14 protein-coding genes are annotated in these 12,465 nt (G+C 61.2%); 5 read left to right on the top strand and 9 right to left on the bottom strand.

Annotation, left to right across the window (positions count from 1 at the left end; all coding sequences use genetic code 11):
* Window positions 1-34: 34 nt before the first annotated feature.
* The 9 genes from pssA to Q8L25_RS13980 form a co-directional block, all read right to left on the bottom strand.
* A complete protein-coding gene (gene pssA, locus Q8L25_RS14020) occupies window positions 35-886 on the bottom strand; it encodes a CDP-diacylglycerol--serine O-phosphatidyltransferase (RefSeq protein WP_308925398.1) in 852 nt (283 codons plus the stop codon).
* 144 nt (window positions 887-1,030) lie between these two features.
* The gene (locus Q8L25_RS14015; RefSeq protein WP_308925397.1) at window positions 1,031-1,783 is read right to left on the bottom strand and encodes an SIMPL domain-containing protein; all 753 of its coding nucleotides are present in this window, start codon (window positions 1,781-1,783) and stop codon (window positions 1,031-1,033) included.
* 120 nt (window positions 1,784-1,903) lie between these two features.
* Window positions 1,904-2,653, bottom strand: coding sequence for an SIMPL domain-containing protein (locus tag Q8L25_RS14010; protein WP_308925396.1), 750 nt, complete (start codon window positions 2,651-2,653; stop codon window positions 1,904-1,906).
* A 159-nt stretch (window positions 2,654-2,812) separates the two neighbouring features.
* Entirely contained in the window at window positions 2,813-4,048 is a 1,236-nt protein-coding gene (locus tag Q8L25_RS14005; RefSeq protein ID WP_308925395.1) for an MFS transporter, read from the bottom strand.
* A gap of 178 nt (window positions 4,049-4,226) precedes the next feature.
* The gene (locus tag Q8L25_RS14000) at window positions 4,227-4,643 is read right to left on the bottom strand and encodes a hypothetical protein (protein WP_308925394.1); all 417 of its coding nucleotides are present in this window, start codon (window positions 4,641-4,643) and stop codon (window positions 4,227-4,229) included.
* A 118-nt stretch (window positions 4,644-4,761) separates the two neighbouring features.
* The gene (locus Q8L25_RS13995) at window positions 4,762-5,583 is read right to left on the bottom strand and encodes an alpha/beta hydrolase (protein ID WP_308925723.1); all 822 of its coding nucleotides are present in this window, start codon (window positions 5,581-5,583) and stop codon (window positions 4,762-4,764) included.
* A gap of 294 nt (window positions 5,584-5,877) precedes the next feature.
* Window positions 5,878-6,894, bottom strand: a complete 1,017-nt coding sequence (gene ilvC, locus Q8L25_RS13990) for a ketol-acid reductoisomerase (RefSeq protein ID WP_308925393.1) — start codon at window positions 6,892-6,894, stop codon at window positions 5,878-5,880.
* A gap of 69 nt (window positions 6,895-6,963) precedes the next feature.
* On the bottom strand, window positions 6,964-7,455 hold the full coding sequence (gene ilvN, locus Q8L25_RS13985; RefSeq protein ID WP_065310638.1) for an acetolactate synthase small subunit: 492 nt from the start codon (window positions 7,453-7,455) through the stop codon (window positions 6,964-6,966).
* A 2-nt stretch (window positions 7,456-7,457) separates the two neighbouring features.
* Window positions 7,458-9,209, bottom strand: a complete 1,752-nt coding sequence (locus Q8L25_RS13980; RefSeq protein WP_308925392.1) for an acetolactate synthase 3 catalytic subunit — start codon at window positions 9,207-9,209, stop codon at window positions 7,458-7,460.
* A gap of 492 nt (window positions 9,210-9,701) precedes the next feature.
* On the opposite strand from Q8L25_RS13980, the gene Q8L25_RS13975 reads away from it, so the two are divergent.
* The 5 genes from Q8L25_RS13975 to Q8L25_RS13955 all read left to right on the top strand — a co-directional run bounded on the left by Q8L25_RS13975 (window position 9,702) and on the right by Q8L25_RS13955 (window position 12,376).
* Entirely contained in the window at window positions 9,702-10,271 is a 570-nt protein-coding gene (locus Q8L25_RS13975; RefSeq protein ID WP_308925722.1) for an RNA polymerase sigma factor, read from the top strand.
* Complete coding sequence (locus Q8L25_RS13970) at window positions 10,268-10,672, top strand: DUF3619 family protein (RefSeq protein WP_308925391.1); 405 nt, start codon at window positions 10,268-10,270, stop codon at window positions 10,670-10,672. Before Q8L25_RS13975 ends, Q8L25_RS13970 begins: the two co-directional genes overlap by 4 nt.
* Window positions 10,672-11,349 (top strand): DUF3106 domain-containing protein, encoded by a 678-nt coding sequence (locus Q8L25_RS13965; RefSeq protein ID WP_308925390.1) that lies wholly within the window; start codon window positions 10,672-10,674, stop codon window positions 11,347-11,349. The genes Q8L25_RS13970 and Q8L25_RS13965 overlap by 1 nt, the downstream gene beginning before the upstream one ends.
* Window positions 11,339-11,869 carry an RDD family protein gene (locus tag Q8L25_RS13960; RefSeq protein WP_308925389.1) on the top strand — a complete coding sequence of 177 codons (531 nt, stop codon included), beginning with the start codon at window positions 11,339-11,341 and terminating at the stop codon, window positions 11,867-11,869. Before Q8L25_RS13965 ends, Q8L25_RS13960 begins: the two co-directional genes overlap by 11 nt.
* A 69-nt stretch (window positions 11,870-11,938) precedes the next feature.
* On the top strand, window positions 11,939-12,376 hold the full coding sequence (locus Q8L25_RS13955) for a group III truncated hemoglobin (protein ID WP_308925388.1): 438 nt from the start codon (window positions 11,939-11,941) through the stop codon (window positions 12,374-12,376).
* The last annotated feature ends 89 nt before the right edge of the window (window positions 12,377-12,465 follow it).

Below are 12,465 nucleotides of genomic sequence, written 5' to 3'. Positions count from 1 at the left end.
CAGGACCAGAGCGGCAAGTCTGGCCCTGGCAACATCAATGCTCGTGATCGGTCTGCACGATGCTGACCGGCTTGCCCTTGGCCATGCGCCAGAAGAACACGGCGTAGCCGGACAGGCCATACGCGACAAAGATCGGGAACAGTACTTTCGGCGGGTCGATCGAGATCAGCGCGAAGAACAATGCCAGCAGGAACACGACGATAAACGGCACCGACTTGCGGAAGTTGACGTCCTTGAAGCTGTAGAACGGCACATTGGTGACCATGGTCAGGCCGGCAAACAGGGCGATCGCCCACGAGACCCAGGCCAATTGGTTGCCGGCAAACTGCAGGTCGTTCATCATCAGGATAAAGCCGGCCACCATGGCTGCCGCCGCCGGGCTGGGCAAGCCCTGGAAGAAGCGCTTGTCGACCACCGCGATATTCGTGTTGAAGCGCGCCAGCCGCAGCGCGGCGCCGGCGCAATACACGAAGGCGGCCAGCCAGCCCAGCTTGCCCATGCCGCGCAGCGACCATTCATAGATCACCAGCGCCGGCGCGGCGCCGAACGACACCATGTCGGACAGGCTGTCGTACTGGGCGCCGAATTCGCTCTGGGTATTGGTCAGGCGCGCGATGCGACCGTCGAGGCCGTCGAGGATCATGGCGATAAAGATGGCCCAGGCCGCATGTTCGAATTTCTGGTTCATGGCCATCACGATGGCGTAGAAACCGCAGAACAGGGCCGCCGTCGTGAAGGCATTCGGCAACAGGTAAATGCCACGGCGCCGCAAGGTTTTCTTGCCTGCCGCATCGGCCGCCGGCAGCCGCACGAATTTACTGAAGCGCGATGCCTTGGGCGTTGCCGGGTTGCCGTTCTTGCCTCGACGACGGGGGAAGTTTGCCATGTTGATCCATTTCTTGTGTGCTACAGGGTAATCGGAACTGACAGGCGCGCGCCCTGCTGCCTGCGCGCGCCGGTAACGCCATTATAGAGGAGACAAGGCCAAAGAAAAGCGTGGCACCGCCATCAGTCCCGCATGGCAGGCCTGTTATTTGAACCTGACCTTGGCCACCACGCGCAGGTTGATGGCCGTCTCGCCGGGTTCGAAATTAGGCTCGGCGACCTGAGTGGCCTCGTTCTTTATCGCGCGCAAGGGTGCGGGCGGGGCCGGCGGGGCATAATTGCCCTGGATGTAGCCCGCGCCTTCGAAGTCGAGCGTGTCGATCACGGCGTCATTGACGCTGCGCCCCATGGCGCCGGCAATCGCCGCTACGCGCTCGTTGAGGTTTTTATAGGTGGCCACGATGCGTTCATTATCCATTTTTCGTACGGTATCGGACGACAGGCTGAAGTTCAGGCGGTTCAGGGTCAGTACGGCTTGCGCCGCCGACACGGTTTTCGGCAAGGCGGCCAGGTTCATCGTCTTTACCTGCAGGAATTGTCCCACGCGCCAACTGGTCGGCACGCGCGGCTTGGCCACGCTGCCGGCCGGCAAGGGCACCACTTCGGGATACACGGCATAGGTGTAGTAGCCCTGGGTTTTCAGCACGGCCTGCGGGTCGGCCTTTTTCACGATGGCCACGCCCTGGTTCATCTTCTGGTTGACGCGCGAGGCGGCTGCCGCCTTGTCCGCGTCCTGCTCTTCGATGGCCAGCATGACGGTAACCTGGTCATTCGCATGAATCACTTCGCCACTGGCAGGTATCACCACCAGCGTGCCGACAGTCGGCAGGCCTTGCGCCTGGGAAGTCGCAGCGGTGGCGAGGGCAGTAACGAACAGCATCGATTGCAAAACAGTCATGACTAGCCTTTCAAAGGGTGGCGATAAAAACAATCATGGGGCCGCATAGCCCCATGATTTTTTGGTAAGTCATTCTAGCGCGGAAATATTTACTTTGTCGCAAATATCGCCACACCAAATTTATTTGAACTTGACCTTGCCCACCAGGCGCATGTCCAGGGTGGTCTCGCCCGGCTCGAAGCTGGGCTCGGCAACCTGGCCATCGTCGGCCATCTTGCTGCGCATCATCATCGGCGCGGGGGCGGCGGCGCGGCTTTCGCCAGCGTAATTGCCCGAACCTTCGAAGTCCACCGTGTCGAGCACGGCGTCCGATACATTGCGGCCCATGGCGCGCGCGATCGAGGCGATGCGCTCGTTCAGGTTTTTATAGGTGGCGGCGATGCGCTGGTCGTCCAGCAGGCGGATGGTTTCCGGCTTCAGGCCGAAGTTCAGGCCGTTCAGGGTCAGCACGCCCTGGGCCGCCGAAACGGTTTTCGGCAGGCTGGCCAGGTTGGCGGTGGTCACTTCCAGGTACTGGCCCACGCGCCAGGCCGTCGGCACTCGCGGCTTGGCGACGGCGCCAGCCGGCAGCGGACGGTCTTCCGGATACACGGGGTAGGTGTAATAGCCATACGATTTCAGCACGGCCGACGGGTCGGCCTGCTTGACGATGGCGACGCCCTTGTTCATTTTCTGGTTCACGCGCGACGCAGCCGCGGCCTTGTCCTTGTCCTGTTCTTCGATGGCCAGGGTGGCGACCACCTGGTCATTGGCATGCTTGACTTCGCCAAAGGCGGGCACGACCACCAGGGTGCCGGTGGTCGGCAAGGTTTGCGCTTGCGCGGAAAGAGCAACGGTGGCTGCGGCGGCAACCAGTACGGATTTGATCATGGATACGACTCCTCGGTGGTTGAATGCAGACAGGGTCGTTGTACGCCCTGCCGCTTATTGAATTGGTCAGACTGACCTGATTCTAACGGCCAGAAGTTTGCTGTGGCGCAAATTAACAAATCGTCACACTTTGCCCTGTTCGCTCACATCCGGACACATTTAATGCCTAGCAACCACGCCGCCCGTGCGCCGGCCCGGCTTGAAACTGCTGCGCGCGCACCACGCGATGCCCAAGGCGACCAGCAGCAAGGCCAGCACGGTCCAGGGAAACGCCGCCACGCCGTAGCCGTCGAGCAGCACGCCACCGACCACGCCGCCACCGGCAATCGCCACGTTCCAGATGGTGGCCACCATCGATTGCGCCACGTCCATGCCGTCGCCAGCAGCGTCAGCCGAGGCCGTTTGCAGCAAGGTGCCGGCGCCGCCAAAGGTCACGCCCCAGACCGCCATGCCGAGATAGATCACCAAAGGGCTGTCCATGCCCAGGCCCAGCGCAATGGCGATCAAGGCAAACGCGGCGATACTGCCCAGCACCAGTTTGCGCAGCCAGCGGTCGATCAGGCGGCTGATCAGCCAGATGCCGGCCAGGGAACCGACGCCATACACCAGCAGCACCAGGTCGATCCGCGCGCGCAAGCCCGAGGGCGCCAGGAACGGCGCGATATAGGTGTAGAGAATGTTATGCGCCAGCATCCATGCCACGATCACCGCCAGGATGGGCCGCACGCCCGGTGTGATGAACACCTGGCGGATGCTCAGGCGTTCGCCGTGCTTCTGGCCCGGATAATCGGGCACGGCCACCAGTATCCACGCCACCAGGATAATCGCCAAGCCGGACATGACGCCAAAGATGCTGCGCCAGCCCAGCACGCCACCCATCAGGGTCCCGAGCGGCACGCCCAGCGACAAGGCCAGCGGCGTGCCTATCATGGCGACCGCCATCGCCCTGCCCTGCTGCGCCACGCCGACCATGCGCCGCGCATAGCCGGCCATCAGGCCCCAGGCCAGCCCGGCGGCCATGCCGGCCAGGAAGCGCGAGGCCAGCGCCACCATGTAATTGGGCGCCAGCGCGGTGATGGTATTGAATACCAGGAAGCCGCCGACGGCCAGCAGCAGTACCTTGCGGCGGCGCCAGCCGCTGGTCATGGCGGTCAGGGGGATCGCGGTCAGGATCGAGCCGATCGCAAACACGGTCACCAGCTGGCCCGTCATCACTTCGGAAATGCCGAGACCCTGTGAAATCTGCGGCAACAAGCCGGCGGGCAAGGTTTCGGCCAGGATGGCGATAAAGCTGGTCATCGCCAGCGCCAATAAAGCGGCCAGCGGAAAGCGTCGGGAAATGGCGATAGCGGCAGGGCCTGGAACAGGCACTGTGGCGGTCAAACGGTCAGTCATGTGGGTACCTCGGGTTGCGCAGGCGATGTTGCAAAAGCCTGGCGTGCTATTATCTAGCGGTAATGCGCGTTGCGGTCGGCAGAAACCGAAACAGATGCCGTTGCGGGCGCAACGGCAAAGGAAGGGCGGAATTGTAGCGCAAACGCACCAAAAGCGTGCACACGAAAAACATCCGGGCTCAAGCGGCCGTCATGCTCGCATCATTGGCCGCCTTGCGCGGCGAAAACCAGGCATTTGATTTCGGACTGAACAGGAACGCGCAGATGACGGCAAACGTGATTGCACCAGGCAGGACGCCGGTCTTGACGGGCACGGTGGCCAGGCTGACGGCGATATCGATCACGCTCCACGCCACGTACACCGTGCGCGCGCCACGATGCCCTTGCAGCATGGCCACCGCGGTTGCCAGCGTGATGCCCAGGCCACCGAGCAGGATCGCATATTGCGCCTCGGCTGGAACCGGGCCGCGCGCCATCCACGCCATCATCACGGGATCGTTGCGGCCCAGGTAAGCCGAGGCCAGCGATGACAGCGATCCCAGCATCAGGAACCAGCAACTGATGGCAACCGCGACCGGGCGCTTGAGCGAGTTCAAATTTCCAACGATAACTTTTGAATAAACAAGCATGGTTCAACCGGCGCTTCAACGACTATGAAGACACGGATACTACCGGATGTTGGCCGATGCACCGCATGCGGCATGAACACGGCCTTTATTTATCGCGTTTGAGGAAGGCCTTGATGGCGTCCACCGTCACCACCGGCTGCTCTTCCATCAGCCAGTGGCCGGCGTCGGGTACCACCAGTTCCGTCACGTTCACGGCCGCATTGCGCATGACGACGGCTTCGTTGGCGCCGAAGGACTTGGCGCCGCCGATCGCCAGCACCGGCATGGTCAGTTTGGTGGCCATCGAGCGCAGATTGTCTTCGGCGTCTTGCGGTATGGCCAGGAACTGCGCGAAGGCCGCATGCATCGCGCCCTTGCGCGCATACAGCTTCGCATAATGGCGCCGCGTTTCCTCGTCTATTTTGGACGGCGTGCCGGCAAATTCATTCCAGAAACGGTCCAGATAGATGCGCTCGCGCCCGGCCACCAGGCGCTCGGCGTCGGGGCCGCCAAACGAGAAATGCCACAGCTGCGGACTGCGCACGATCTGTTCCCACGGCGGAATGCCGGGCACCGGTGCATCCATCACCACCAGCCGGTCGGTCTGGTCGGGGTAGCGGGCCGCATAAGCGTAGGCCACCATGGTGCCGATATCGTGTCCGACCACGTCGGCATGAGCTATGCCCAGCTTGTCGAGCACGGCCCGCATGTCGGCAGCCTGGGTACGCTTGTCGTAACCGCCCGCCGGGCGCGAGGACAGCCCCATGCCGCGCAGGTCGGGTGCCACCACGGTATGTTCCGCTGCCAATGCGGCCGCCAGCGGCGCCCACATGTCGCCGGTATCGCCAAAGCCGTGTATCAGCAACACGGCCGGGCCGGAACCGCCCACGCGTACATGCAGCGTGCCATCGGCGGTGGCGATCGTCATGGTCTTGAAGCTTGCGGGATAGGCAGGAACCGCCGCCTGGGTGCTGGTGAAGGGAAAGAATGTCAGAACGGTGGTCAGAAACAGGCCCAACAAACGAGTTGGGAGCGTAGCCAGGGCTATCGTGTGCACGTGTGCCTCCTGATCAAGATATGGCCGGAAACCGGCATCGCTCAGAGTAACACCGGCGGGCGCCAGCGTCGTGCATCATTTACAACAGAATGAAAGTATATCAATGTACCAAAGGCGGCCATGAAAAAAGCCGGCTTGCGCCGGCTTCGTCATGCAAAAAACTGCTTAGTTCTTCGACTGGTCGACCATCTTGTTTTTCGCGATCCAAGGCATCATGGCGCGCAGCTTGGCGCCGACTTCTTCGATCTGGTGCTCGGACGTCAAACGGCGGCGCGAGATCAGGGTCGGTGCGCCGGCCTTGTTTTCCAGGATGAAGCTCTTCGCGTATTCGCCGGTCTGGATGTCTTTCAGGCACTGGCGCATGGCGTCCTTGGTGGCCGAGGTAACGACTTTCGGGCCGGTCACGTATTCACCGTATTCGGCGTTGTTCGAGATCGAGTAGTTCATGTTGGCGATGCCGCCTTCATAGATCAGGTCGACGATCAGTTTCAGTTCGTGCAGGCACTCGAAGTAGGCCATTTCCGGAGCGTAACCCGCTTCGGTCAGGGTTTCGAAACCGGCCTTGATCAGTTCCACGGCGCCGCCGCACAGCACTGCCTGCTCACCGAACAGATCGGTTTCGGTTTCTTCGCGGAAGTTCGTTTCGATGATGCCGGCACGGCCGCCGCCGTTGGCCGAAGCGTACGACAGGGCGATATCGCGGGCCACGCCCGATTTGTCCTGGTACACGGCGATCAGGTGCGGCACGCCGCCACCCTGGGTGTAGGTGGCGCGCACGGTGTGGCCTGGCGCTTTCGGGGCGATCATGATCACGTCCAGGTCGGCGCGCGGCACGACTTGGCCGTAATGCACGTTGAAGCCGTGGGCGAAGGCCAGTACCGCGCCTTCCTTGGCGAACGGGGCGATGTTTTCGTTGTAGACCTGGGCGATGTTTTCGTCCGGCAGCAAGATCATGATGACGTCGGCCGCTTTCACGGCATCATTGACTTCCGCTACTTTCAGGCCGGCTTGCTCGACCTTGTTCCACGAAGCGCCGCCCTTGCGCAGGCCGACGGTGACGTTGACGCCCGAATCGTTCAGGTTTTGTGCGTGGGCATGGCCTTGCGAACCGTAGCCGATGATGGCAACGTTTTTACCTTTGATCAGGGACAGGTCGGCGTCTTTGTCGTAAAAAACTTTCATGGTATTTCCTATATATTTTAAGTAACTGCGTTGTATGGGAGTGCGGCCAGAGCCGCGTGCTGCGTTTTTTTATACTTTGAGGATGCGTTCGCCGCGGCCGATGCCCGAACCGCCCGTGCGGACGGTTTCCAGGATCGAGGCGCGGTCGATCGAATCGATGAACGCGTCGAGCTTGACCTTGTTGCCCGTCAGCTCGATCGTGTAGGTCTTTTCGGTCACGTCGATGATGCGGCCGCGGAAGATATCGGCGGTGCGCTTCATTTCTTCGCGTTCCTTGCCCACGGCGCGCACCTTGATCAGCATCAACTCGCGTTCGATATGCTGGCCTTCGGTCAGGTCCACCACCTTCACCACTTCAATGAGACGGTTCAGGTGCTTGGTGATCTGCTCGATGATGTCGTCCGAACCGCTGGTGACGATGGTCATGCGCGACAGGGTTGCATCTTCGGTCGGCGCCACGGTCAGGGTTTCGATGTTATAGCCGCGGGCAGAGAACAGGCCCACCACGCGCGACAGGGCACCGGCTTCGTTTTCCAGCAAGACAGAAATAATATGGCGCATGGTTACAGGTCCTCCGAGCCGAGCATCATTTCGGACAAGCCTTTGCCGGCTTTCACCATCGGCCACACGTTTTCGGACTGGTCGGTAATAAAGTTCATGAATACCAGCCTGTCTTTCATGCCGAACGCCTCTTTCAGGGCGCCGTCGACGTCGCCCGGTTTTTCAATTTTCATACCGACGTGGCCATAGGCCTCGGCCAGCTTTTCAAAGTCGGGCAGCGAATCCATGTAGGACTCGGAATAGCGCGAGCCGTAATCGATTTCCTGCCACTGGCGCACCATGCCGAGGAAACGGTTGTTGAGCATGATGATTTTCGGCGTCAGGTGATACTGCTTGCACGTGGCGAGCTCCTGGATGCACATCTGGATCGAACCTTCGCCGGTGATGCAGGCAACCGTCGCGTCCGGATTGGCCATCTGCACGCCCATGGCGTACGGCAAGCCGACCCCCATGGTGCCCAGGCCACCGGAATTGATCCAGCGGCGCGGCTTGTCGAAGCGGTAGTATTGCGCGGCCCACATCTGGTGCTGGCCCACGTCGGACGTGATGAAGGCATCGCCCTTGGTGATCTGGAATACTTTTTCCACCACCGATTGCGGCTTGATGACCAGGTCCGAGCTCGGATACTTCAGGCAGTCGCGGCCACGCCATTCGGCGATCTGCTTCCACCAGTTGCTCAATGCATTGACGTTTGGTTTCGCTTCGGCCGCGTCCAGTTGCGCCAGGAACTCGATCAGCACATCCTTGACGTTGCCGACGATGGGAATATCGACTTTCACGCGCTTCGAGATCGACGATGGATCGATGTCGACGTGAATGATCTTGCGCGGATGCGAGGCGAAGTGTTTCGGGTTGCCGATCACGCGGTCATCGAAACGGGCGCCGATGGCGATCAGCACGTCGCAGTTCTGCATCGCCATGTTCGCTTCGTAGGTGCCGTGCATGCCGGGCATGCCGACAAACTGTTCGCTCGAGGCGCGGTAGCCGCCCAAACCCATCAAGGTGTTGGTGCACGGGAAACCAAGGCGGTCGACCAGCTTGTTCAGCTCGGGGGCCGCATGCGCCAGGATCACGCCGCCGCCCGTGTAGATCATCGGACGTTCGGCTTGCAGCAGCAGCTGCACGGCCTTGCGGATCTGGCCCGAATGGCCCTTGTCAACCGGACGGTAGGAGCGCATCTCGACTTCCTTCGGATAGTCGAAATTGCACTTGTGCATGCTGATATCCTTGGGGATATCGACCAGCACGGGACCGGGACGGCCGGTGCGGGCAATAAAGAACGCTTTCTTGATCGTCGCAGCCAGGTCTTTCACGTCCTTGACGAGGAAGTTGTGCTTGACGACGGGGCGGGTGATGCCCACGGTGTCGCATTCCTGGAAGGCATCCTGGCCGATCGCATGGCTCGGCACCTGGCCGGAAATGACGACCATCGGGATGGAGTCCATGTAAGCGGTCGACAGACCGGTCACGGCATTGGTGACTCCTGGGCCGGACGTGACAATGGCCACACCGACTTTGTTGGAGCTGCGCGAATAGGCGTCGGCGGCGTGCACGGCGGCCTGCTCATGGCGTACCAGGATATGCTGGAATTTGTTTTGCTGGAAGATGGCGTCGTAGATATACAGTACGGCTCCGCCCGGGTAACCAAAGACGTGCTCGACGCCTTCTTCAGCCAGACAGCGCACGACGATTTCCGCGCCGGTAATGGGACCGATGGCCGGTCCCGAGGCAGATCCTCTTGCTTCGGTATTCATGAAACATTCCTTTCAAGGTCCATTGGAGATTGATCGGATGTTCTTTCCTGACGAGGTACGCCTGACGCTACAGTCTTCCTGCTTCCCTTTTCATGCGGTCACGCAATTTCTTCGGGCACCCATAGATACCTTGCAAAACAACGCTTAACGCAACTCGTTTGGCCGGAGTTTCTGTGGCGACTGTACGAACCGCTCGCGCTTGTGGCGCGGGTTAGAACAAACTGCCTACAAATGAAAGCGCGTCTTGTCGCTGGTGGCGTTGTGTGCCAGTTGCAACTTGACCATAGAGCTTTGGGGTGTTCAAAGCGTCCCATACGTTATCGCGTCGCACCATGATGGTCAAGGAAAATGTATTCCAAACCGGCTTTTTGCGCGCTCAAGGTGCAAAAATCATGCGGAATTGCACATTTTTTGCTAGCATGCGCTCAGTTTGCACAATGCAGGCCACCTCCCGCCCACAGCCCACGCAGCCACCGGCTCGCTCCTTACCGCATGGCAACAGACAAAGAACTATCCGATTTTCTCGAACATGTGGAGCGGCGCGCTTTCAAGCAGGCCGCCTATGCCGTACGCAAGGAAGAATCCGCGCTCGACATCGTGCAGGACGCGATGATCAAGCTGGCCGAAAAATACGGCGACAAACCGGCGGCCGAACTGCCGATGCTGTTCCAGCGCATCCTGCAAACGACCATCCTCGATTACTTCCGCCGCGAAAAGGTGCGCAACACCTGGGTCAGCCTGTTTTCGGGCATGAAACCATCGGGTGACGAGCATGAGGACTTTGATATACTCGACACCTATCAATCGGAGCAGGGATCCAACGCCGCCGAATCGTCGGCCGACCAGGTCGAACGCGCGCAGATCCTTGATTTGATTGATGAAGAGGTACAAAAACTGCCCGCGCGTCAACGCGAAGCCTTCCTCATGCGTTATTGGCAGGATATGGACGTGGCTGAAACGGCGCTGGCGATGGGCTGCTCGGAAGGCAGCGTGAAAACACATTGCTCAAGAGCTACCCACACGCTCGCCGAATCGCTGAAAGCCAAGGGAATACAACTATGAATACCGACGACCTCAATTTCGCCTACAAAGTGCGGCATGCGCTGAACGAAAAGCTCGACGACCTGCCGGCCTCGACCACCGACCGCCTGGCGGCCGCGCGCAAGGCGGCCATGGCGCGCAAGAAGGCCGACGCGCCCGCGCGCGTGGCGGCACGCCAGAACGTGCTCGCCGGCATCGCTACCCACCTGTTTGCCGAGCCGCTGTCGTGGCTGAGCCGCATGAGCGTGATCGTTCCGCTGTTGCTGCTGGTGGCCGGCGGCGCCGGCATCTACCAGTTCGAGCAGGAGCAGCAGATCGCCGAACTGGCCGAACTCGACGCCGCCGTGCTGTCGGACGAACTGCCGCTGTCGGCCTATATGGACCATGGCTTCAATGCCTACCTGACGAAACGCGAGCAATAATGGCCGACGCCACCGCAAGCAAGGTACGCAAAAGCTGGATGGCCGGCGGCGTCGTGCTGGGCGCCTGCGCGCTGGCGGGCGCCTCCTGGGTGTACGCCAACCAGGATGCACCACCGGCCGCTCCCGCCGCCAAGGCAGTCCCGGCGCTCAAGCCCGCCGCGCCAGCCGTGCCGGTGAAAAATGCCGGCAAATCGCAGTGGGCCAGCCTGTCGCGGGCCCAGCAAGCGGCCCTGCAGCCGCTGGCCGGCGAGTGGAACAAGCTCGATGCGCCGCGCAAGCAGAAGTGGCTCGATATCGCGAACCGTTTTGCCTCGATGAAACCGGACGAGCAGGCGCGCGTGCACGAACGCATGCGCGACTGGATCAAGCTAACGCCCGAACAGCGCCGCACGGTGCGCGAGAACTATGCGCGCGCCAAGAAGATCGATCCGGGCCAGAAGTCGGCGCAGTGGGAGCAATACCAGCAATTGCCGGAAGAACAAAAGAAAAAACTGGCGGCCGAAGCCGTGCCGAAAAAAGTCCCGGTCGCCAGGCCGGACATACGCCCGCCCGCCGTGATCACGGTGCCGCCGGTGCCCACCGTACCTGTGCCCGCCCCTGCCGTCCCGGTCACGATCCCGGCAGCGCCCGTGGTAACGCCTGCCACCCCCAGCTCATTGCCCGACTATGCCAGATAACACCGTTGCATCGACCACCGTGCCCACCATCAAGCGGCGCCTGATTTCCATCGTGTATGAGTCCTTGCTGGCGCTGGCCGTGCTGTTCCTGCCCTTTTTGATCTTTGAACTGGCCGTGCAGGGTGCGCATACGCCGCTCACCGAACACATGCGCCAATGCCTGGCCTTCTTGGTGATGGGCGCCTATTTCATTCACCAATGGAGCCGCGAGGGGCAAACCCTGGCCATGAAGACCTGGCGCCTGAAGGTGGTGCTGCCCGGCCAGGCCCACGTGCCGCTGCGCCTGGCCGCATGCCGCTATGTGCTGGCGTGGATGTGGCTGCTGCCCGGCATCCTGGTGTCGTATGTGCTGGACTTGCAGCACTGGCAGGCCCTGTCGGCGATCGGCATCGGCATGCTGGCCTGGTCAAGCACGGCGCTATTTACCGGCAACGGCCAGTTTCTGCACGACAAGCTGCTGGGCACGCAGATCGTGCAGCTGCCTGCGCCCGCCAAGAAGAGCAAAAAGGTTGCCGCCTGAGCCGCAATTTGCAGCCGCTTGACCTGCGTCATTGAAGCACAGGGGGCGGCTCTGCCATCATGGCATGCCATGAAAACCGCTCCCCCACCCCACGTTCATATCCTCACATCGCGCACGGAAATCTGTACCGAAGAAGAAGTCGCGCGACTCGTCCACACCTTTTATGCGGCCGCCCGCGAAGACGCCATGCTCGGGCCCGTATTCGGCCGTGAAGTCAAGAATTGGGACGAGCACCTGGCGACCCTGGTCGACTTCTGGTCAGGCCTGCTGCGCGGCACCATGCGCTACCACGGCAAGCCGCTGGCGCAGCACGCACAGATGGAAAACCTGACGCCGTGCATGTTCCGCCGCTGGCTGACCCTGTTCTTCGCCACCACCGAAAGCATGGGCAATCCGGCCTTGCAGGAAAAGGCCGACGCCATCGCCCTGCGCATCGCCGAGCGGCTCTGGAAAAGCTTTGCGGAAAGCCATGCCGCAGAACTGCGGCACTTACAAGAAAATCACTAACGTCACGACGCCTGAGAAAACCGTAGCGAGCGGCAGTGATTTGTGGCTAAGAAGCGCAACCGTGCTTGAGCACGGTGAGCATCGCAGGC

Origin of the sequence: Janthinobacterium sp. J1-1 (assembly GCF_030944405.1) — a bacterium.
Classification (GTDB): Bacteria; Pseudomonadota; Gammaproteobacteria; order Burkholderiales; family Burkholderiaceae_D; genus Janthinobacterium.
The sequence above is the reverse complement of the archived record's forward strand: the minus strand, read 5'-3'. Positions and strand labels throughout refer to the sequence as shown.